Below are 21,320 nucleotides of genomic sequence, written 5' to 3'. Positions count from 1 at the left end.
TGTCCGGTCCTGGATGGTTCATTGATACATATAACAAAGTTGAATGGAAAGACTTTTCATTTGAATGCTTTATACATTGAAACAGTTGAGTCTTTTCCCGATACGACCATCACTTTGATGAATGGCCGCAAATATGTTGTGGCTGAGTCTGAGCAGCTTGTCAATGAGAAGATTCTTAAGTTCTATCAATCTATTCAATTGCTGGGACACGGGCAGCAGGAGGATTCTGATGAAAAAAAATAAAGTACTCATTATTATTACTGTCATTTTACTAGTTGGAGCTGCCGGGTTGCTCGCGTATGACAAACTGGGATTTGGAAAAAAGGCCGAAGTCGGAACTGATCAGTCAATTGATGATGTATTAAAGGTTTCGGTTGATATTGGAGAAATAGCGACAAACCTGCTGGATAACAGATATGTAAAAATCTCTTTCACAATCGAAACGGACAGTAAGGATGCAAAAGGTGAACTAGAGAAACGAAAGTTTCAAGTCCAGAATATCATTATCACGGAATTATCGGAAATGAAGGCCCCACAATTGGAAGGCAAGGAAGGCAAGCAGCAATTTGAAGACGCAGTAAAGACTAGAATCAATGAAATAATGCAAGAAGGGGAAGTAGTAAAAGTTTACATCACTTCTTATATCATTTCATAGGTTCCGGCACGCAACGTTAGGAGGTGACGGCAATGCCAGACGATGTCTTGTCCCAAGGGGTTTTATCACAAACCGAAATTGACGATCTCATTTCTACTTTAGCAGCCGGCGACAACAATGATGAATCAAAGAATGCTCCGGTTTCAAATGAACTTGAAAAAGTAGTCAAAGTCTATGACTTTAAAAGGGCACTCCGGTTTTCAAAAGACCAAATACGGAGCTTGACAAGAATATATGAAAACTTTGCGCGCCTTTTGACCACTTTGTTCTCAGCGCATTTAAGGACATATGCCCACGTTTCTGTTGTTTCTTCCGGACAGGTACCATACGGGGAATACATCCGTTCAATCGACAGCATGACTTTTTTGAATGTCATCGAAATCCCCCAACTCAAAGGAAGAATGATCATGGAGGTCCAGCCTGATATTGCCTATGCAATGATGGACCGTATTTTGGGCGGAAAAGGGACAGGCATAAATAAAATCTCCCTTTTGACCGATATTGAGATGAAACTGTTAACGAACCTGTTTAATAAGACATTGGATCCCTTGCAGGAGGCTTGGGCCAGTATTTCCCATATTGAACCGGAATTGTCGGAAATTGAAGTCAATCCGCAATTTTTACAGGTTGTCTCTCCAAATGAAACAGTTGTCGTCGTATCGATGCATGCAGTGATCGGTGATACAAACGGAACAATCAATATCATGATTCCCCATGTTGTCTTGGAACCGATTATTTCGAAACTGACAGCCCAATATTGGATGGAATCCGGTTCAAAGGAAAAGAAACCGGAAGCACTCGACGCACTAAAACAAAGTATCAAAGAAACCGATGTAGAGGTGGATGTCGAGCTAGGCAAGACTTTCTTGACGATAAGGGATTTCCTTTCATTAAACAAAGGGGATGTATTCCAATTACGTAAACGGATTGATGAGCCGCTTACGGTAAAAATTGCGGGAGTCCCTAAATTTATGGGGCAGCCCGGAATGAAACACAACCATCTGGCTGTTCAAATTTTAAATATGATAAATGAGGGAGATGAGGACAATGAATGGTGAGAAGCTCTCCCAAGAAGAGATTGAGTTGTTATTCTCGGAAATGAATCAATCAGAAGACGAAACGAATGAAAAGGATGAGCTGAGTGAAATAGAAAAAGACGCCTTGGGAGAAGTGGGGAATATTTCTTTCGGCAATGCAGCGACAGCCCTTTCCGCCATGATGAACCAAAAAGTAGAAATTACAACACCGACAGTATCCATCATCGATTGGCAGACTTTGTCCGCATCAAAAGATCCGGGTATGGCTGTTCAAGTGACTTATACATCGGGATTTTCAGGAGTTAATGTGTTATTCCTGAAAAAGAAGGATGTTTCAGTCATTGCGGATGTTCTAATGGGCGGTGACGGGACCAATCCATCAGAAGAAATGGACGAAATCCAGCAAAGTGCTGTACAAGAGGCAATGAATCAGATGATCGGCTCCTCCGCTACTTCAATGTCCTCGTTTTTTGAAAAACGGGTCGATATCTCTACACCGACGTTTCATGTTTCTAATGAAACATTGGGTGAAGTGCTCCAGGAACTTTCGGATCAATCGCCTTTTGCACAAGTGTCTTTCGACTTGAAAGTGGGAGAAATCATTGATTCGAAGCTGACGATGTTCATACCTGTTAACTTCGCAAGAAGTCTGGTGAAAGAGCTATGGTCACAGGCAGAAGAAACAAACAAAACAGAAACATCTGCAGAGACTTCGGCAGAAACGCAGGCAGAAACAGCCTCTGCAATAGATTTTGCTCTAGAACAGACAAAACAAGTGGAAGAACCGGTGCCTTCAACGGCGTCGGGCAATCCAAGCAAGTCACGCCGTGAAGATAATAAGGATGTAAACGTCCAACGAGCAAGCTTTGCCCAGTTTGACGATGGCTTTGAAGAACAAACGGATACTAAAAATCTTGATGTCCTGCTCGATATTCCGCTCCAGGTAACAGTGGAACTGGGCAGAACGCACAAATCGGTGAAAGAAATATTGGAAATGGGGTCGGGGTCCATCATCGAACTGGACAAGTTAGCTGGTGAGCCAGTGGACATCCTGATCAATAACCGGCTGATTGCTAAAGGGGAAGTCGTGGTCATCGATGAAAGCTTTGGGGTAAGAGTAACGGATATTCTGAGCAGGAAAAACCGTCTGCAATATTTGAAATGATTTTTTTGAAATTAGATTGTGAGGGAACGATCGTGTTAAAAAAGCTGTACAACGCTTCTAATCAACAATGTCAACAAAAGGGAAGAAGCAAAGAAAGAATAATAGTGAATTCAGGTATAAAATATGAAAAATAAATGGGTAGTTCTATTATTGCTTTTGATCGTCCTCACAAATGTCAAACCGCATCTTGTGCAAGCGAGCCCGAAAGGATCCGTGGAGGAATGCATAAAAAATCCAAATAAATGCGAGGAGCCTGACGGCCCAAATCAATCACTTCAGGAAAACAACAGTGATGAATCTTTTTCCATCAGCTTTTTTGATGTTATTAAAATGATTGCTGCATTGGTGTTTGTCATTGCATTGCTGTACTTTTTGTTGAAATTCATTAATAAAAAAAGCCAATCTTACCAGCAGAACCGCCTTATTCAAAACCTGGGCGGGACTGCGCTTGGTGGAAACCGTTCGATACAGATCGTGAAAGCAGGAAATAGGTTGCTCGTGTTGGGCGTCGGCGAAGACGTCCACCTACTTAAAGAGATTACAGATGAACAGGAGCAGCAAAATATTTTAAATCAATATAATGAACAGCTTGAGGGAAGCATCCAGCCGGCTGATGCCGTTTCAAAACTTGCAGGAGCAATAAAATCCATGTTGAACTCAAAACAAGATGAGAACAATCATGGTACATTCCAGAAACACTTTAAAAATGAAATGGATGCAATCAAGAAGCAGCGGCAAAGTATTTTAAAAGAGTTTCAGGGAAAGGAGCACGATGAAAAATGAATGAAGTAATGGAGTTTTTCAACAGCTCACCTGAAACAGTGTCAACATCAGTGAAACTATTTCTATTGCTGACTGTTCTTTCCATTGCACCGGGAATCCTGATTGTTATGACTTCATTCACCAGGATTGTGATTGTTCTTTCCTTTGTACGTACATCACTAGCCACCCAACAGATGCCTCCGAACCAAGTGATTATCGGATTGTCCCTGTTCCTTACTTTTTTTGTGATGGCTCCGACTATGAACCAAGTGAACAAAGAAGCCCTGACGCCGTTGTTTAATGATGAAATTACCTTGGAAGAGTCGTATGAACGGGCCGCGGTTCCGTTCAAGGAGTTTATGAGTTCATACACGAGGCAGAAAGACCTGGAATTATTTTTAAATTATTCGGGGGCAGAACGACCCCAGACCATTGAAGATATACCGTTGACAGCACTTGTACCGGCTTTTGCCTTAAGTGAGTTGAAGACGGCATTTCAAATTGGATTCATGATTTTCATCCCGTTCCTTGTGATTGACATGGTTGTAGCAAGTGTATTGATGTCAATGGGGATGATGATGCTTCCGCCGGTGATGATTTCACTGCCTTTTAAAATACTTCTGTTTGTATTGGTCGATGGGTGGTATTTGGTTGTCAAATCATTGCTGCAAAGTTTTTAGTCTACATCCCTATTTGAATACAATCCCAAGGAAGGTGATGTTATGAGCGCCGAATCAGTCATTTCTCTGGCTGGAAAAGGAGTATTTACAATATTGATTGTGGCCGGGCCGTTGTTGTTGCTTGCTTTGGCGGTTGGATTGATTGTGAGCATCTTTCAGGCTACGACGCAAATCCAGGAACAGACATTGGCTTTCATACCAAAAATCATTGCAGTCCTTGTGGGCATTGTCTTTTTTGGACCTTGGATGCTGAGCAGGATGCTTTCGTATACAACAGATATTTTTCAAAATCTGACCCGGTTTGTAGGTTGATAGAATGATAGACATCGTACCGGCCTTTTCAGTATTTCTTCTGATATTCATGCGTGTGTCGGCTTTCTTTGTAACCATGCCGCTGTTTTCCTACCGGACGCTTCCGGCCATGTTTCGCATCGGGTTTGCTTTCTTTATTTCGCTGTTGATGTACTATTCAGTGGATGCTCCCCCGATAGAGATCAATCTGGAGTATTTTCTATTGGTCATTAAAGAAGTGCTTGTAGGACTTTTTATTGGATTTATCGGCTATATGATTTTGTCCGCGGTCCAGGCAGCAGGCAGCTTCATTGACTTTCAGATGGGGTTTGCAATCGCTAATGTTATCGATCCGCAGACAGGCGCTCAATCCCCTTTGATCGGACAGTATTTATATATATTTTCATTACTGCTGCTTCTAGCTGTTGATGGCCACCACATGTTTCTGGACGGAATTTTTTACAGCTATCAATTTATCCCGATTGACAAGGTCTCCATGGGATTCGGAAATGCGGGCGTTGTGGAATATGTGACCAAAGCATTTGCCATGATGTTTGTCATTGCATTTCAAATGGCTGTCCCTGTTGTGGCAGTACTGTTTTTGGTGGATGTGGCGCTTGGCATTATTGCAAGGACGGTTCCGCAGATGAATGTGTTTGTTGTCGGTTTTCCAATCAAGATTGCGGTCAGTTTTATCGTTATCTTTATTGTCATTGGTGTAATTTTGGGCATTGTGCAAAACTTGTTTGAAACGACTGCCCATATGATGAGGGATGTCATGGAAATGCTCGGTGGTCTGGAATGAAGCTTCTTCAACTTGATCTGCAGTATTTTGCCGGTGAAAAAACGGAAAAAGCAACGCCTAAAAAGAGGCAGGATACTAGAAAAAAGGGACAGACGGCAAAGAGCCAAGATGTCAATACAGCTATCAGCTTATTGTCTGTCTTTGGTTTCCTATTGTTTTTTTCTTCCAGTATCGGCCAAGTGGTGATCGACATTTTTCGCCGGACGTTCAATGAATATATGCTAATGGATCTGTCAGCTGAAAATTTACACCAAATCGGATTGGATCTGATATTGGGGGTTGCTGTGCTGTTGGGTCCGATCATGCTGGTGGCATTGGTGGCAAGCCTTGGTGCAAACTTATTGCAAGTTGGCTTCCTGTTTACTGCAGAGCCTATGAAACCTAAGCTTGAAAAAATTGATCCTATCAAAGGGTTCAAGCGGATTTTCTCCGTCAGGGCGATTGTTGAACTGTTAAAATCCATCCTGAAAATTGGATTCGTCGGTTTTATCACATTTCTTGTTTTGTGGCTTCGGATTGATGAGGTCCTGATCCTATCGCATAAATCAGTTCCGTCGGCATTAAAAACGATTGGCAATTTAACTTTGCAAATGGGGATTAGCGCATCAATCGCTTTATTATTCCTGTCATTATTCGATTATTTATATCAGCGGTATGATTTTGAAAAAAATATCCGAATGTCCAAGCAGGATGTAAAAGATGAATTTAAGAATATGGAAGGCGATCCTCTGATCAAATCAAAAATCAAACAGAAGCAAAGAGAAATGGCAATGGCAAGGATGATGGAGGAGGTTCCCAAAGCAGATGTAGTTATTACGAACCCGACCCATTTTGCGATTGCCCTCAAGTACGACGAGGAAAAAGCAGATGCTCCGGTTGTTGTAGCTAAAGGAATCGACTTCATGGCCCAGAAAATAAAACGGGTAGCCTCCGAGCATCAAATTGTGCTTGTGGAAAACCGCCCACTTGCCCAAGCGCTTTACAAACAGACAAATATCGGGGATGCCATCCCGGACGAGTTTTTTAAGGCGGTTGCCGAAATTTTGGCTTATGTATACAGGATCAAACATAAAATTTGAAATTCAGCACATGGAAGGAGGGGCCAAGCATGATGAAGACAAAGGACATTGCTGTATTGCTAAGTGTGATTTTAATTGTAGCCATGCTGGTCATTCCATTTCCGCCATGGATGCTTAGCTTTTTGATCATAACCAATATATCCCTGGCGCTGCTTGTGCTTTTGACAACGATGAATGTGAACGAACCGCTCCAGTTTTCAATATTTCCTTCATTATTATTGCTTCTTACTTTATTCAGGCTGGGGCTTAATGTTTCCACAACAAGATCAATTCTTTCAAAAGGGGATGCCGGTGGGGTTGTTGAAACGTTCGGAACATTCGTAGTCGGTGGAAATATACTAGTAGGACTCGTTGTATTTTTTATCTTGATCGTCATTCAGTTTATCGTGATAACCAAAGGTTCGGAGCGTGTATCTGAAGTGGCGGCAAGATTTACGCTTGATGCGATGCCGGGTAAGCAGATGAGTATCGATGCGGATTTGAATGCGGGAATCATTTCAGAACATGAAGCAAGGAACCGTAGGGAAAAGGTTTCCCGCGAATCGGATTTTTACGGAGCAATGGATGGTGCCAGCAAGTTTGTAAAGGGCGATGCCATTGCAGGTATCGTCATCGTGATTATCAACCTGATTTTCGGCATATTGATCGGTATGATCCAGCAGGGACTTCCAATCGCTGAAGCGGCAACAAAATATTCAATGTTGACAGTCGGTGATGGAATAGTTAGCCAAATCCCGGCACTCTTGATTTCTACCGCGACAGGTATTGTAGTAACACGTGCAGCTTCAGAAGGGAATCTGGGATCGGATATTGCAGGCCAGTTATTTGCCTATCCTAAAATTCTGTATATTGCCGGTTCAACAATCCTTTTGCTTGGATTAACGACTCCGATCAGTAATGTGATTACCATCCCGATTGCCATAGCATTGATAGGCGGGGGATATGCACTGGGCCGAATCCCTGAAAGTGATGAAGATCCACTTGCTCTTTCTGCCGATGAAGCGGAAGCAGATGAAATGAAATCACCTGAAAGTGTGCTCGATTTATTACAGATGGATCCGATTGAATTCGAATTTGGTTATGGTCTTATCCCGCTGGCGGATGTAAATCAGGGTGGAGATCTGCTTGACCGTATAGTCATGATACGCAGGCAGCTTGCTCTTGAGCTGGGAATCGTTGTACCTGTTGTAAGAATCCGGGATAACATTCAGTTGGAGCCCAATGAATATCAAATCAAAATAAAAGGTGATGAAGTTGCGAAAGGGACGATCCTTTTAGACCATTATCTGGCGATGAGCCCGGGAACGGAAGATACACTCCAGGGTATCGACACAATTGAGCCTTCATTCGGACTTCCCGCGAAATGGATTTCGGAAGAGGTAAAGGAACAGGCTGAGATTGAAGGATACACTGTTGTAGATCCACCGTCTGTTGTGTCGACACATTTGACGGAAGTTTTAAAGTCAAATGCACATTTGCTGATCGGTAGACAGGAAACAAAAGAACTTATCGACCATCTTCAGGAGTCTTATCCGATTCTTGTTGAAGAGGTCACACCCAATCCTCTGACAGTTGGTGAGGTGCAGAAGGTGTTGGCTAAGCTGTTGAAAGAGAATGTTTCTATAAGGAATTTGCCGTTGATTTTTGAAACTCTGGCTGACTATGGGAAAGTCACGCTTGATACTGACATACTTGCCGAATATGTAAGGCAGGCATTGGCGAGACAGATTACGAAACAATATGCAGATGATGATCCGGTATTAAAAGTCGTTACGATTTCAGGAAAGGTTGAAAAAATGATTGCCGATAGTATCCAGCAGACCGAAAATGGAAATTATCTGGCAATGGATCCTGGGGATTCCCAAAAAATATTGGAGGCGGCTGCTACCCAAATTGAAGAGCTGTCGAAAATCCAACAAACACCGATCTTCTTATGTTCCCCGGCGGTAAGGATGTATTTGCGTCAGTTGACAGAAAGGTATTTTCCTCAAGTGCCCATCCTTTCTTACAATGAACTGGAAGCTGATGTGGAAGTCCAAAGTATTGGGGTGGTGAATGTTTAATGGGTATTAAAAAAATCACGGCACCTTCTATGCCGGAAGCCTTTCAAAAAGTAAAACAAGAGGTGGGAGAAGAAGCGGTCATTTTAAGTTCCAGGGTTGTATGGACAGGAGGCATTCTAGGTTTTTTCAAGAAAAAGCAGTTCGAGGTCATTGCAGCCATGGATGACGACAAACAAATGCCGGGAACTGATCCCGCCCTTTTGTTAAGAGAGGTCTCGGAAAACAACGAGTTAAAGCAGAACGAGCACGATTATGAAAAATCTCTTCTTTCCGAACTGGCTGAGTTGAAAAAAATGGTTGCATCCGGCCAAAAATCGGCGAATCCGGATTTGGCTGTTTATCCTGCCCCGATTCAAACGGTGCTTGGAAAGCTGTTGGACCACGAAGTGGACGAAGGCCATGTGAAGAAAATCGGTGAGGGCTTACTTGAAATATGGCGCCAGGCAAAAAAGGAGCCTGAGGTAAAAGAAGTCATACAAGAAACAAAGAAAATCCTGATTGAAAAAATAGAGCAACTAAATTTTTCGAGGGGCAAGAATAAAAAATTTATTGCTCTTGTAGGACCTACCGGGGTTGGTAAGACGACTACTTTGGCAAAATTGGCCGCACATGCCGCGTTGGAAGAGAAGAAAAAAGTGGCTTTTATCACCTTGGATACGTATCGTATAGCAGCAATTGAGCAGCTAAAGACATATGCTGGTTTGCTTAATATACCGGTAGAAGTAGCTTATGAGCCGGATGACTTCATGAAAGCTATAGAAAGCTTTTCAGATTATGACCAAGTGTTCATTGATACCGCAGGCAGAAACTATCGGGATGCTGAGTACGTTCATGCATTAAACAATATGTTGTCATTGGAGAACGATCTTGAAACTTTTCTGGTTTTAAGTGTAACAATGAAGGAAAAAGACATTGATCCGATCATGGATAACTTTAAACATATGTCGATCGATCGGCTGATTTTTACAAAATCGGATGAAACAAAACACTTCGGATCGATGCTGAATATTATGCTTAAGTACAATTTGGCCGTATCTTATATCACAACCGGACAGGACGTTCCGGACGACATCATTCTAGCAGCGCCCGAATTGTTTGCCGATTATATTTTTGGAGATGGCAGTAAATGAGGAATGATCAGGCAGAAAATTTACGTAGAAAAATCAACAGGCAACCCCGAAAAAAAGCAAGAACCCTTGCGGTCGTCAGCGGAAAAGGTGGAGTGGGGAAATCCAATATTTCCAGCAACATGGCAATTATTCTTGCCGAACAGGGGTTTAATGTGCTTGTTGTCGACTTGGATATTGGTATGGGGAATGTCAATTTGCTGATGGGCGGATCGGCAACGAAGACAATGGGTGATTTTATTTATAATCAAGAACCGCTTTCAGAAATTGTAGAGTTGGGCCCCGGCGGTGTATCGTTCATAGCAGGAGGAAACGGTTTTCAAGAGGCGGTTGAATTGGACGAGACTACGGTCGACCGGCTTTTTTACGGCTTTAAACGAATGCAGGAAATCTACGATATAATCATTTTTGACATGGGAGCAGGTGCAGGGCAATGGATGCTTCGGCTGTCACTGGCAGCTGATGAAGTCATAATCATCACTACTCCAGAGGCTACGTCCATCATGGATGCCTACTCCATGATGAAGCTGATACATCGGGTTCGGGCGGACGCCAGTCTGCTTATCATATGCAACCGTTCAGACAGCGATAAACAAGGGAAGGAGACGTTTGAACGTCTCAAAAAGGCGATGGCAACCTTCCTTCAGAAGGAAATCCATTTACTGGGTATACTTCCGGAAGATAAACATATGAGAAAAGCGGTTCTAGCCAACCGTCCGGTATATATGGAATTTCCGAAAGCCCCTGTCTCAGTCAATCTGAAAAAAATTGCACTGTCTGTTATCAATGGAAATGAACGACAAAAACCTGTTCACATGAAAGAGTCATTTATTGCAAGGTTACAAAAGTTGTTTTACAACAGATAGACTAATGCAAAAAAGATTTCTTTTCCGAAGCAATCTAATTTGTTAGAGGAGGGGATACATATGCCGCTTACACTGCCCCTTGAGGAACATAAACATTGGGAACGCTGGAGAGAGGAGCGAGACCCGGAATCAGGCAACCACTTAGTTAAAAAATACATGCCGCTTGTCACCTATCATGTTCAAAGGATCTCCGTCAATTTGCCTCAAAATGTGAGCAGGGAAGAATTAAAAAGTCTGGGAATCATGGGATTGCTCGATGCATTGGATAAGTTTGATCTTAACAGGAAGCTTAAATTCGATACCTACGCTTCTTTTAGAATCAGAGGTGCTATTATAGACGGTCTGCGAAAAGAGGATTGGCTTCCGAGGAGCACCCGTGAGAAGGCCAAAGAAATAGAGAGCGTACAAAACTCCTTGGAACAGGAACTCATGCGCCATGTAACGGCGGAGGAAATTGCCGAAAAAATGGGTGTGTCCGATACTGAAGTGGTCAAAACAATGAATGAATACTTCTTTGCTCAGGTTTTCTCTGTAAATGAATATATGACGGGAGAAGAGGAAGACGAAACTCATTCTTATACAATCAAAGACGATCACACCCCTACTCCAGAAGAGCAGATCATAAAAAAAGAATGGCTTGAAGAAATGGCGGAAGTGATTACAACCCTTACTGATAACGAACAGCTTGTTTTAAGCCTCTTTTATGACGAGGAATTAACATTGACCGAAATCGGTCATATTATGCAGCTGTCAACTTCAAGAATATCCCAAATCCACTCCAAAGCACTCTTTAAATTAAGACGGCAGTTATTGAAGACGGAAAATAATGACAGGCGGGGATGAAAGTGACAGGGACACTTATATTTATTTTATTTTTAATGAACATCCTCTTAGCTCTTGCACTGCTACTACTATATTTGCGCCAAAACAAGCTGCTGGAAATAGAAAAAAGGCAAAAACTCGTGCTTGATGAATCAGAACAGCTGATGGCTACTCTTCTTGAAGAAATCAAAGAAGAAAATGAAAAACTCTTGAGCAGAATGAATGACCGCAGGGAAAAAGAGAAAACCGAGAACGCCATGGTTGAGGAAAAAAGCCTTCTTCCAATGGAAGATGAGCTCAAAGATTTACAGTCATTTGATCCGAAAAAGCCTCCCGTTACTTCACAAACTAATGAATCTAATGAATCCGATGAAGGTGCAGTTCCGTTGTCGCTAAGGGAACAGGCGAAAGTACTGGCTGAACAAGGAATGACGGTAACGGAAATTGCCAGGAAGCTGAATAAAGGAAAAACGGAAATAGAGCTTTTGTTGAAATTTCAGTGATTGAACGTTATGCTAAACGGCCGCTTCCGCATTTCTTACTTGATTAACATTTTCGGTTATGCTATATTATTTGATGGTATTAATACACACGTTTCATGATTCTGCGACAGGGTGCTGTTTTTTTCGATAGGAACAGTCTTTCCGGAAGATGAGTGAAACGGAGGGAAAACCAAGGAGGAAAAAATTATGTCAATCATTTCTATGAAGCAATTGCTTGAAGCAGGTGTACATTTTGGACACCAGACACGCCGCTGGAATCCTAAGATGAAAAGATATATCTTTACGGAAAGAAACGGCATCTACATCATCGACTTGCAAAAAACAGTCAAAAAAGTTGAAGAAGCTTATAACTTCATGAGAGAGCTCTCCGAAAATAATGGAAAAGTTCTTTTTGTCGGAACTAAAAAACAAGCTCAGGAATCCGTAAAAGAAGAAGCTGAACGTGCAGGCCAATATTACGTGAACCATCGCTGGCTTGGCGGGACACTAACTAACTTTGAAACGATCCAAAAGAGAATCGAACGCTTAAAAGCGATTGAAAAAATGGAAGAAGACGGCACATTCGAAGTCCTTCCGAAGAAAGAAGTAGTTATGCTGAATAGAGAGCGCGACCGTCTTGTTAAATTTTTGGGCGGTATTAAAGACATGAAAACTCTTCCGGATGCAATGTTCATCATCGACCCTCGAAAAGAGCGTATTGCTGTAGCGGAAGCGCGCAAGTTGAATATTCCGATCGTTGGTATTGTTGATACAAACTGTGATCCGGATGAAATAGATTATGTCATTCCAGCTAACGATGATGCAATCCGTGCAGTGAAATTGCTTACTTCCAAAATGGCTGATGCTCTATTGGAAGCGAAATACAGTGAAGAGCCTGCAGAAGAAGAGGAAGCAACTTCAGAAGCTGCCAACGCATAATCGTCATATGATATTGGCCTGGAATCAGGCGATTCGAAAGGTGATAATAGTGATGACACTTTGTCACCTTTTTTCACAGAAATAAAACGCAAACTTTGCTGTTAAATTGATGATTTGTTATGCTTAGCTCGGGTCGTCATCGCCTTTTTCGACTTGCGCTTTCGTAACACAATCATGTCTGTTACTCACAAGGAGGAAATGAAAATGGCAATTACTGCTCAAATGGTTAAAGAATTGCGTGCCCAAACTGGTGCCGGCATGCTTGACTGCAAAAAAGCATTGACAGAAACAAACGGAAACATGGAGGAAGCGATTGATTTCCTCAGAAAGAAAGGTATGGCTTCGGCTGCCAAGAAAGCTGACAGAATCGCTGCTGAAGGTACAACCTATATTTTAAGCGAAGGCAACTCAGCAGTTATTTTGGAAGTGAACGCTGAAACTGACTTCGTTGCCAAAAACGAAAATTTCCAACAGTTAGTAAAAGAATTGGCTGAGCATCTGCTTGCCAACAAACCTTCTTCTCTCGAAGAAGCTTTGGAACAAAAAATGAGCAGTGGCGAAACTGTGACAGAATATATTAACAGTGCTATTGCCAAAATCGGAGAAAAAATTACGCTTCGCCGATTTGAAGTTAAAACAAAATCTGATAACGGCGTATTCGGCGAATATCTCCATATGGGCGGCCGTATTGGGGTTTTGACAGTACTTGAAGGTACAACGGATGAAGAGGCAGCAAAAGATGTTGCTATGCATATTGCTGCGATCAATCCTAAATATATTACACGCGACCAAGTTTCTGAAGAAGAAATCGACCGTGAACGCCAAGTGCTTACACAACAGGCATTAAACGAAGGTAAGCCTGAAAAAATTGTTGAAAAAATGGTAGAAGGCCGTCTTGGTAAATTCTTTGAGCAAATTTGTCTTCTTGATCAGTCGTTTGTCAAAAACCCTGACGAAAAAGTTGGTAAATTTGTAAAATCCAAAGGTGCTGAAGTTGTCGGGTTTGTTCGCTATGAAGTGGGCGAGGGAATGGAAAAACGCCAGGAAAACTTTGCTGAAGAGGTTATGAGCCAAACGAAGAAGTAAGCATAGTCTGATTGGCTAGTTACGACTGCAAATGTCGAGGCCTAACAATCATAAGCATCGCAATTTTATAGGTTCAAATGGGGAACACGTCGTGTTCCCCATTTTAAAAAGACAAACATGCGTCATTACATATCACTATGGGATTATTGGAGGTTCAGATGGATACCCCAAAATACAAAAGAGTCGTACTTAAATTAAGTGGTGAGGCACTGGCCGGTAATGAGGGATTCGGCATCAATCCGGCAGTGATCAAATCCATTGCAGAACAAGTCAAAGAAGTGGCAGAGCTTGATGTTGAGGTTGCTGTAGTCGTTGGTGGCGGAAACATTTGGCGTGGAAAAGTCGGCAGTGAGATGGGCATGGACCGCGCTACCGCCGATTATATGGGAATGCTGGCAACGGTGATGAACTCCCTTGCATTGCAGGATAGCCTTGAACAGCTCGGTATTGAAACCCGTGTTCAAACGTCCATTGATATGCTTCAAGTTGCTGAACCATACATAAGACGCCGTGCCATCAGGCACTTGGAAAAGAAGCGTGTCGTTATATTTGCGGCAGGGACAGGAAACCCGTATTTCTCAACAGACACAACTGCAGCATTAAGAGCGGCAGAAATAGAAGCTGATGTCATTTTAATGGCAAAAAACAATGTGGATGGTGTATATAACGCAGATCCGAAGCTTGATAAGGATGCAGTCAAGTATGATCAGTTGTCATATCTAGATGTATTGAAAGAAGGGCTTGCTGTCATGGACTCTACCGCATCATCATTATGTATGGATAATAATATTCCGCTGATTGTGTTCTCATTTACCGAGAAAGGGAATATCAAGCGTGCCGTCATGGGCAAGCAAATCGGAACGATAGTAAGGGGGAAGGAATAATGCCGACCAAAGTAATTTCAAATGCGAAGGACAAAATGGGAAAAGCTATTCAGGTGTACAGCCGGGAATTGGCAAGCATCCGTGCAGGACGTGCAAATGCAGCCCTTTTGGACAAAATTTTTGTTGATTATTACGGTGCTCCGACACCAATCAATCAAATGGCAAACATTTCAGTACCTGAAGCCCGTCTCCTTGTGATCCAGCCTTATGATAAAACTGTTTTAGGGGATATTGAAAAAGCCATCCTGAAATCAGACTTAGGCCTAACACCTACAAATGATGGCTCCCTTCTTCGGATTTCTATCCCGCAGCTTACGGAAGAAAGGCGCAAAGATCTTGTAAAGCAAGTTAGAAAAGAAGCCGAGGATGCCAAAGTCGTCATTAGAAATATTCGACGGGACGGAAACGAAGAGCTGAAAAAACTCGAGAAAAGCGGGGAGATTTCTGAAGATGACCTACGCGGTTTTTCAGATGACATCCAAAAGCTGACCGATGAACATATCAAACAAATCGATGAACTGACAAAAGAGAAAGAACAGGAAGTCTTAACTGTATAAGTCCAAAAGCGAGAGCGCCTGTTCGATGCAGGTAAACAAGAAAAGTTCTTATTTTTAAATATAGATCCCTCCTTTCGGAGGGGTTTTTCCTTTTATGGCAAATAGAAGGGATAAATCGACGGAGAATCATATCGCATCCTCATATGGATATGCTAAAATATGTTTGACGCACAGAAGAATGCATTTCTGACGGAGGACTCATTATGTTCAATAAAATGAAGTTATGGAAAACTTCAAAAGAGCAAGATTTGCAGGATGACCGTATCAGTCAAATACTAGCCCACCCCATTCCGGAACATGTCGCCATCATTATGGACGGAAATGGACGATGGGCTAAAAAAAGAGCACTTCCCCGCGTTGCTGGACACCATGAGGGGATGAAAACAGTAAAAAAGATAACAAAGGCAGCTAATAAACTTGGAATCAAAACCCTTACACTATATGCTTTTTCAACTGAAAATTGGAAGCGGCCCAAAACAGAGGTTGACTACCTTATGAAGCTCCCAGAACAGTTTTTGAGCAGCTTTTTGCCGGAATTGATAGAGGAAAATGTCAAGGTTTCAACAATGGGAGACATCGATCGGCTCCCCGCAAGTACAAGGAAGGCTGTTGATCACGCCATAGAAAAAACAAGAAACAATGACGGCCTAATTTTAAATTTTGCTCTGAATTATGGGAGTCGCTCAGAAATAATTGATGCAATAAAACATCTTTCTTCAGATTTGAAAAAAGGTATCATTAATGAAGAGGATATTGATGATGAATGCTTTTCTAATTATTTGATGACTGACAGTTTGAAAGATCCGGATTTGCTTATCAGGACAAGCGGAGAGGTTCGCTTAAGCAATTTCATGCTCTGGCAGCTTGCATATACCGAACTGTATTTCATGGATGTCCTCTGGCCAGACTTTTCGGAAGAACACTTGCTTGAAGCGGTAGAATCGTTTCAAAAGCGCTCCAGAAGATACGGTGGATTAATTGGTGAGGAGATACAATAAATGAAGGTAAGAATCATTTCAGCAATAGTGGCAATAGCCATATTTTTACCGCTTCTGTACATAGGCGGGATCCCATTCATTCTATTGGTATATGCAATGGCAACGATGGGGTTATACGAATTATTAAAAATGCGGAAACAGCCGCTAATTTCTATACAGGGTGTCTTGTCTCTAATTCTTTTATGGATTATCCTTTTACCAGGGCAGGTATTCGAAACAGGGCAGGGGGCGGATATTAAAATGAATGCCGCCATCTTGGCTGTCCTCCTTTTTTTATCATATACTGTTATAAGTAAAAATAAATTTGATTTTGATGATGCCGGATTTGTCACCTTATCGGTATTATATGTAGGGATCGGTTTCCATTTTCTAATGGAAACGCGCGAAGCCGGGATCGTTTATTTATTTTATGTTCTGTTTGTTGTATGGGGAACAGACTCCGGGGCGTATTTTGTCGGAAGATCCTTGGGTAAGCGTAAGCTGTGGCCGGAAATCAGTCCGAACAAAACGATTGGAGGCTCTGTCGGAGGTATTTTAATTGCATTGCTTATTGCATTGGCTTTTTACACCTTTACCACAATAGACATCCCTCTGCTCAAGCTTCTGATCGTTACTGTAATTCTTTCTGTTTTTGGCCAGTTAGGAGACTTGGCCCAATCAGCATTTAAGCGCCATTATGGAGTGAAGGATTCAGGCAATATTATGCCGGGCCATGGGGGAATATTGGACAGGTGTGACAGTTGGTTGTTTGTACTTCCGCTTTTCCATCTGCTGCAAATTATTTAATTGTAGTCATCAGGAGTGAGGAGTTTGAAATATATTAGTTTATTGGGGGCGACAGGTTCAATCGGGACCCAAACCCTCGAGTTGATCAGGGAGCATCCTGAACAATTTCAATTGACCGCTATATCAGCGGGAAGAAATATAGGACTTGTCAGGAAGATCATTTCGGAGTTTCATCCGCAGCTTGTTTCGGTGCAGACGAAAGAGGACTGTACAACTTTGCAGGAGGAATTTCCAACTGACATTCAATTTGTATACGGGGAAGAAGGGCTGGTAGAAGCAGCTGTTTACGACCGGTCAAATATCGTTCTGAACGCAGTCATTGGAAGTGTCGGACTTTATCCGACATTACAGGCGATTGAAGCCGGAAAAAAGATTGCAATTGCCAATAAAGAGACATTAGTGACTGCGGGTCATCTTGTCATGGCGGCGGCAAGGGAAAAAAATGTGGATATCCTCCCGGTCGACAGCGAACACTCGGCCATTTTTCAATGCTTGCAAGGTGAGAATATGAACGAAGTTTCCCGGTTGCTGATAACTGCATCAGGCGGAAGCTTCCGGGATTTGAGCCGGGAAGAATTGAAGTTTGTGACACTGGAACAGGCTTTAAATCATCCAAATTGGTCAATGGGCTCCAAAATTACGATTGACTCTGCTACAATGATGAACAAAGGCTTAGAAGTGATAGAGGCCCACTGGCTGTTTGATTTGCCTTATGATAAAATAGATGTCCTTTTGCACCGAGAAAGCATCATCCACTCGCTTGTCGAATTTCACGATAGCAGCGTGATTGCGCAGCTTGGAACACCTGACATGAGAGTTCCTATACAATATGCTCTAACCTATCCGGAGCGTCTGCCGCTTCAATCGGCAAAAAGGCTGAATCTTGTAGATATCGGACAGCTTCATTTTGAAAAGATGGACATGGACCGTTACCGCTGTTTATATTTTGCATATGAAGCAGGGCGGTGCGGGGGAACAATGCCTACAGTATTAAATGCTGCAAACGAAGCGGCTGTGAAAGCTTTTCTTGAGCAGAAAATACCTTTTACCCGGATAGAAGAACTGATTGAAAAAGCGTTGGAAAGGCATCATGTGATTGAGCACCCTGATCTTTCCGCCATACGGGAAGTTGACCAAGAGACAAGACAGTATGTTCATACACTCCTTTAAAAGGTGGTTATTTTTTTGAATACAGTCATCGCTTTTATAATTATTTTTGGCGCTTTGGTATTTTTTCATGAGCTCGGACACTTTGTCTTTGCGAAGCGTTCAGGAATACTTGTCAGAGAGTTTGCGATCGGAATGGGACCGAAAGTGTTTTCCCATAAAACGAAAGAAACATTGTACACCATTCGCCTTCTTCCCCTTGGCGGCTACGTAAGAATGGCCGGGGAGGATCCTGAAATGATGGAAATCAAGCCGGGGCATCGGGTCGCTCTCATTTTGAATGATGATGGACTGGTAGAGAAGGTTATATTGAAGGGTAAAGATCGTTTTTCCAACGCACGTGCATTGGAAGTAGAATCGGCCGACCTAGAGCATGACCTCATTATAAAAGGGTATGAAGATGGAGAAGATGAGATATTAAAAACATTTCATCTGTCTCATGAAGCCACAATTGTCGAGGATCAAACTGAAACGCAGATAGCTCCATGGGACCGCCAGTTTGGATCAAAGAAACTTAGCGCAAGGGCAATAACCATTTTTGCCGGGCCAATGATGAATTTTGTACTTGCCATAGTTATTTTCACGATATTGGGATTTATACAGGGAGTACAGGTGAATGATCCGCTTATTGGCAAAATACTTCCGAATGGAACGGCGAACGAGGCTGGTTTTAAAGAAGGCGACGTTGTTTTGAGTATTGACGGTGCTGAAATTTCAAACTTCGAAGATATTACCGAAGTTGTCCGCAAGCATCCTGGTGAAGAACTTGTTTTTACAGTGGAACGCGGTGACAGAACGCTGGATATTCCGGTTACCCCCAAAAGGGAAGTGGCGGAAGGTGAAGAGTTCGGTTTGATCGGGGTTCAGGCGCCGGTCGATAAATCATTCACTAGTGTTGCAGTCAACGGTTTTACCGAAACATACCATTGGACCGTAGAGATTTTCCGGTTACTCGGAAAGCTTGTTACAGGACAGTTCTCCATTGACATGCTTGCCGGGCCGGTCGGAATATATAAAACAACTGAAACTGTGGCTAAATCGGGAGTCCTCCTGTTGATGAAATGGGCTGCGCTCCTAAGCATCAATCTGGGAATCATGAATCTGCTTCCAGTACCTGCATTAGATGGAGGGCGCCTCTTATTCTTTGGTGTGGAAGCTTTGCGAGGAAAACCGATTGATCGTCAAAAAGAAGGTATGGTCCACTTTATTGGCTTCGCCCTTTTGATGGTCTTGATGATTGTTGTTACATGGAATGATATTCAACGATTTTTTATCATTAAATAATGTAGATTGAGGTGCAAGTGATGAGGCAAAGCATGACATTGATTCCAACTCTCCGTGAGCTGCCGTCTGATGCTGAAATCAAAAGCCATCAGCTGCTGCTCCGGGCTGGTTTTATAAAGCAAATCGCAAGTGGTGTGTATTCATACATGCCGCTAGCCAAAAGAGCTCTGGATCATATTGAGCAGATTATTAGGGAAGAAATGGAAAACGCAGGAGCAGCCGAACTGCTCCTGCCAGCCCTTCAGCCAGCCGAGTTATGGCAGGAATCCGGTCGGTGGTATACATACGGCGAAGAATTGATGAGAATAAATGACCGCCATGACCGGAGCTTTTCATTAGGGCCCACTCATGAGGAAGTGATTACAAGTATCGTGAGTGACAGTGTACCATCATACAAACGTCTTCCAATTACACTGTATCAAATCCAGACAAAATTCAGGGATGAGAAGCGTCCACGATTTGGTCTGTTGCGCGGGCGGGAATTCATCATGAAAGATGCGTATTCCTTCCATACATCAGAAGAAAGTCTTGATGAGGTTTATCAAAAGATGCATCAGGCCTATACAAATATTTTTACGAGGTGTGGTTTGGATTTTAGGGCAGTTTTGGCGGATTCCGGCTCTATAGGAGGAAAGGATACACAGGAGTTCATGGTTTTATCTGAAATCGGTGAGGATACGATCGCCTATTCAGATGCCTCTTCCTATGCTGCAAACATTGAGATGGCGGAAGTTCACCAAGTCTATGAAAGGTCGGATGAGCCGGAAAAAGAGCTGTCCAAAGTCGAAACGCCCGGCAAAAAAACGATTTCCGAAGTTTCTGGTTTTTTAAATGTACAACCATCCCATGTCATAAAATCGCTTGTTCTGATAGTGGATGAGGAGCCGATAATGGTACTTGTCAGGGGAGATCATGAAATTAATGACATTAAAGTGAAAAATGCTTTGGATGCCAGCTCTGTTGAATTTGCTGATGAAGAGCGGACGAAAGAGCTTCTGAACTGTTCATTCGGTTCCATTGGCCCGGTAAACCTTCCGGCAACATTAAAAATTGTTGCAGACAACGCTGTTGAAGCAATGGTGAATGCCGTGTGCGGTGCCAATGAAGATGATTTCCATTATATTAATGTCATACCGGGCAGGGACTTTCATGTTGACAAATATGCAGACCTTAGGTTCATTCAAGAAGGGGATCCATCACCAGATGGGAATGGAACAATCCGGTTTGCTCGGGGAATTGAAGTCGGACATATTTTCAAACTTGGGACCACTTACAGCAAAGCGATGTCGGCAACATTTTTGGATGAAAATGGAAAGGCCCACCCTTATATCATGGGGTGCTACGGTATAGGTGTATCCCGTACACTGGCTGCTGTTGCCGAACAGTTCAATGATGAGAACGGGTTGATCTGGCCAACCGCCATTGCACCGTATGATATTCATTTGATTCCAGTAAATATGAAGGACACGGAACAGAAAGATCTTGCCGAAAAATTGTATACTGAGCTGAAGGAACATAGATATAATGTATTGTTCGACGACCGTAATGAGCGGCCAGGAGTTAAATTCAAAGACTCTGATTTGATTGGAATGCCTGTCCGGGTGACAGTTGGAAAAAAAGCGGCCGAAGGCATTGTGGAAGTCAAGATACGGAAATCCGGAGAAATGCAGGAAGTGAAAGCAGGAGATCTGCTTGAAGTCCTTACAAATATTTTCAAAGAATTGTAATGTAGAGTGAAAGGTACCTTCTTGAAAAAGGTGCCTTCCTTTATCTTTAAAGAATGAA

23 protein-coding genes are annotated in these 21,320 nt (G+C 42.6%); all 23 read left to right on the top strand.

The genetic code is table 11. The features are described 5' to 3' along the window. Nucleotides 1–21: 21 nt before the first annotated feature. The 23 genes from C509_RS0101525 (at nt 22) to C509_RS0101410 (ending at nt 21,262) form a co-directional block, all read left to right on the top strand. Complete coding sequence (locus tag C509_RS0101525) at nt 22–243, top strand: flagellar FlbD family protein (RefSeq protein ID WP_018705132.1); 222 nt, start codon at nt 22–24, stop codon at nt 241–243. Beyond that, the gene (gene fliL, locus C509_RS0101520; protein WP_018705131.1) at nt 230–655 is read left to right on the top strand and encodes a flagellar basal body-associated protein FliL; all 426 of its coding nucleotides are present in this window, start codon (nt 230–232) and stop codon (nt 653–655) included. Before C509_RS0101525 ends, fliL begins: the two co-directional genes overlap by 14 nt. Before the next feature lie 32 nt (nt 656–687). Continuing rightward, a complete protein-coding gene (gene fliM, locus C509_RS0101515; RefSeq protein WP_018705130.1) occupies nt 688–1,713 on the top strand; it encodes a flagellar motor switch protein FliM in 1,026 nt (341 codons plus the stop codon). Continuing rightward, a complete protein-coding gene (gene fliY, locus C509_RS0101510) occupies nt 1,703–2,857 on the top strand; it encodes a flagellar motor switch phosphatase FliY (protein ID WP_018705129.1) in 1,155 nt (384 codons plus the stop codon). The genes fliM and fliY overlap by 11 nt, the downstream gene beginning before the upstream one ends. Nucleotides 2,858–2,980: 123 nt before the next feature. Then, nucleotides 2,981–3,640, top strand: a complete 660-nt coding sequence (locus tag C509_RS0101500; protein WP_018705127.1) for a flagellar biosynthetic protein FliO — start codon at nt 2,981–2,983, stop codon at nt 3,638–3,640. Then, nucleotides 3,637–4,299 (top strand): flagellar type III secretion system pore protein FliP, encoded by a 663-nt coding sequence (fliP, locus tag C509_RS0101495; protein WP_018705126.1) that lies wholly within the window; start codon nt 3,637–3,639, stop codon nt 4,297–4,299. Before C509_RS0101500 ends, fliP begins: the two co-directional genes overlap by 4 nt. Before the next feature lie 42 nt (nt 4,300–4,341). Next, on the top strand, nt 4,342–4,611 hold the full coding sequence (fliQ, locus tag C509_RS0101490) for a flagellar biosynthesis protein FliQ (RefSeq protein ID WP_018705125.1): 270 nt from the start codon (nt 4,342–4,344) through the stop codon (nt 4,609–4,611). 4 nt (nt 4,612–4,615) lie between these two features. Further along, entirely contained in the window at nt 4,616–5,395 is a 780-nt protein-coding gene (fliR, locus tag C509_RS0101485; protein WP_018705124.1) for a flagellar biosynthetic protein FliR, read from the top strand. Further along, entirely contained in the window at nt 5,392–6,474 is a 1,083-nt protein-coding gene (flhB, locus tag C509_RS0101480; protein ID WP_018705123.1) for a flagellar biosynthesis protein FlhB, read from the top strand. The genes fliR and flhB overlap by 4 nt, the downstream gene beginning before the upstream one ends. A gap of 32 nt (nt 6,475–6,506) precedes the next feature. Further along, a complete protein-coding gene (gene flhA, locus C509_RS0101475) occupies nt 6,507–8,537 on the top strand; it encodes a flagellar biosynthesis protein FlhA (RefSeq protein WP_026319625.1) in 2,031 nt (676 codons plus the stop codon). Then, nucleotides 8,537–9,667, top strand: a complete 1,131-nt coding sequence (gene flhF, locus C509_RS0101470) for a flagellar biosynthesis GTPase FlhF (protein WP_018705121.1) — start codon at nt 8,537–8,539, stop codon at nt 9,665–9,667. Before flhA ends, flhF begins: the two co-directional genes overlap by 1 nt. After that, a complete protein-coding gene (locus C509_RS0101465) occupies nt 9,664–10,530 on the top strand; it encodes a MinD/ParA family protein (protein ID WP_018705120.1) in 867 nt (288 codons plus the stop codon). Before flhF ends, C509_RS0101465 begins: the two co-directional genes overlap by 4 nt. A gap of 60 nt (nt 10,531–10,590) precedes the next feature. Continuing rightward, entirely contained in the window at nt 10,591–11,373 is a 783-nt protein-coding gene (locus C509_RS0101460) for a FliA/WhiG family RNA polymerase sigma factor (protein ID WP_018705119.1), read from the top strand. 2 nt (nt 11,374–11,375) lie between these two features. Next, a complete protein-coding gene (locus C509_RS0101455) occupies nt 11,376–11,855 on the top strand; it encodes a hypothetical protein (protein WP_033369593.1) in 480 nt (159 codons plus the stop codon). Between the two features lie 186 nt (nt 11,856–12,041). Next, nucleotides 12,042–12,773: a 30S ribosomal protein S2 gene (gene rpsB / locus C509_RS0101450; protein ID WP_018705117.1), complete on the top strand. Its 732-nt coding sequence runs from the start codon at nt 12,042–12,044 to the stop codon at nt 12,771–12,773. A gap of 204 nt (nt 12,774–12,977) precedes the next feature. Then, the gene (tsf, locus tag C509_RS0101445) at nt 12,978–13,859 is read left to right on the top strand and encodes a translation elongation factor Ts (protein WP_018705116.1); all 882 of its coding nucleotides are present in this window, start codon (nt 12,978–12,980) and stop codon (nt 13,857–13,859) included. Between the two features lie 158 nt (nt 13,860–14,017). Continuing rightward, nucleotides 14,018–14,743 (top strand): UMP kinase, encoded by a 726-nt coding sequence (gene pyrH / locus C509_RS0101440; protein WP_018705115.1) that lies wholly within the window; start codon nt 14,018–14,020, stop codon nt 14,741–14,743. Next, complete coding sequence (frr, locus tag C509_RS0101435) at nt 14,743–15,300, top strand: ribosome recycling factor (protein ID WP_018705114.1); 558 nt, start codon at nt 14,743–14,745, stop codon at nt 15,298–15,300. Before pyrH ends, frr begins: the two co-directional genes overlap by 1 nt. Before the next feature lie 203 nt (nt 15,301–15,503). Beyond that, nucleotides 15,504–16,298 (top strand): undecaprenyl pyrophosphate synthase, encoded by a 795-nt coding sequence (locus tag C509_RS0101430; RefSeq protein ID WP_018705113.1) that lies wholly within the window; start codon nt 15,504–15,506, stop codon nt 16,296–16,298. Further along, on the top strand, nt 16,299–17,084 hold the full coding sequence (locus C509_RS0101425; RefSeq protein WP_018705112.1) for a phosphatidate cytidylyltransferase: 786 nt from the start codon (nt 16,299–16,301) through the stop codon (nt 17,082–17,084). A 24-nt stretch (nt 17,085–17,108) separates the two neighbouring features. Further along, nucleotides 17,109–18,254 (top strand): 1-deoxy-D-xylulose-5-phosphate reductoisomerase, encoded by a 1,146-nt coding sequence (locus tag C509_RS0101420; protein ID WP_018705111.1) that lies wholly within the window; start codon nt 17,109–17,111, stop codon nt 18,252–18,254. Nucleotides 18,255–18,269: 15 nt separating this feature from the next. Next, nucleotides 18,270–19,535: an RIP metalloprotease RseP gene (gene rseP / locus C509_RS0101415; protein WP_018705110.1), complete on the top strand. Its 1,266-nt coding sequence runs from the start codon at nt 18,270–18,272 to the stop codon at nt 19,533–19,535. Nucleotides 19,536–19,555: 20 nt separating this feature from the next. Beyond that, on the top strand, nt 19,556–21,262 hold the full coding sequence (locus C509_RS0101410) for a proline--tRNA ligase (protein WP_026319624.1): 1,707 nt from the start codon (nt 19,556–19,558) through the stop codon (nt 21,260–21,262). Nucleotides 21,263–21,320: the final 58 nt, after the last annotated feature.

This window comes from Siminovitchia fordii DSM 16014 = CIP 108821, from assembly GCF_000374565.1.
GTDB lineage: Bacteria > Bacillota > Bacilli > Bacillales > Bacillaceae_C > Siminovitchia > Siminovitchia fordii.
The sequence above is the reverse complement of the archived record's forward strand: the minus strand, read 5'-3'. Positions and strand labels throughout refer to the sequence as shown.

Excerpts from the sequence above, each read along its gene's own strand:
- C509_RS0101460 (WP_018705119.1), top strand. The coding sequence starts at position 10,591 with ATGCCGCTTACACTGCCCCTTGAGGAACATAAACATTGGGAACGCTGG.
- frr (WP_018705114.1), top strand. The coding sequence starts at position 14,743 with ATGCCGACCAAAGTAATTTCAAATGCGAAGGACAAAATGGGAAAAGCT.
- rpsB (WP_018705117.1), top strand. The coding sequence starts at position 12,042 with ATGTCAATCATTTCTATGAAGCAATTGCTTGAAGCAGGTGTACATTTT.
- flhB (WP_018705123.1), top strand. The coding sequence starts at position 5,392 with ATGAAGCTTCTTCAACTTGATCTGCAGTATTTTGCCGGTGAAAAAACG.
- C509_RS0101410 (WP_026319624.1), top strand. The coding sequence starts at position 19,556 with ATGAGGCAAAGCATGACATTGATTCCAACTCTCCGTGAGCTGCCGTCT.
- flhF (WP_018705121.1), top strand. The coding sequence starts at position 8,537 with ATGGGTATTAAAAAAATCACGGCACCTTCTATGCCGGAAGCCTTTCAA.
- pyrH (WP_018705115.1), top strand. The coding sequence starts at position 14,018 with ATGGATACCCCAAAATACAAAAGAGTCGTACTTAAATTAAGTGGTGAG.
- C509_RS0101465 (WP_018705120.1), top strand. The coding sequence starts at position 9,664 with ATGAGGAATGATCAGGCAGAAAATTTACGTAGAAAAATCAACAGGCAA.
- fliY (WP_018705129.1), top strand. The coding sequence starts at position 1,703 with ATGAATGGTGAGAAGCTCTCCCAAGAAGAGATTGAGTTGTTATTCTCG.
- C509_RS0101425 (WP_018705112.1), top strand. The coding sequence starts at position 16,299 with ATGAAGGTAAGAATCATTTCAGCAATAGTGGCAATAGCCATATTTTTA.
- C509_RS0101500 (WP_018705127.1), top strand. The coding sequence starts at position 2,981 with ATGAAAAATAAATGGGTAGTTCTATTATTGCTTTTGATCGTCCTCACA.
- tsf (WP_018705116.1), top strand. The coding sequence starts at position 12,978 with ATGGCAATTACTGCTCAAATGGTTAAAGAATTGCGTGCCCAAACTGGT.
- fliL (WP_018705131.1), top strand. The coding sequence starts at position 230 with ATGAAAAAAAATAAAGTACTCATTATTATTACTGTCATTTTACTAGTT.
- flhA (WP_026319625.1), top strand. The coding sequence starts at position 6,507 with ATGAAGACAAAGGACATTGCTGTATTGCTAAGTGTGATTTTAATTGTA.
- fliP (WP_018705126.1), top strand. The coding sequence starts at position 3,637 with ATGAATGAAGTAATGGAGTTTTTCAACAGCTCACCTGAAACAGTGTCA.
- C509_RS0101430 (WP_018705113.1), top strand. The coding sequence starts at position 15,504 with ATGTTCAATAAAATGAAGTTATGGAAAACTTCAAAAGAGCAAGATTTG.
- fliM (WP_018705130.1), top strand. The coding sequence starts at position 688 with ATGCCAGACGATGTCTTGTCCCAAGGGGTTTTATCACAAACCGAAATT.
- fliR (WP_018705124.1), top strand. The coding sequence starts at position 4,616 with ATGATAGACATCGTACCGGCCTTTTCAGTATTTCTTCTGATATTCATG.
- fliQ (WP_018705125.1), top strand. The coding sequence starts at position 4,342 with ATGAGCGCCGAATCAGTCATTTCTCTGGCTGGAAAAGGAGTATTTACA.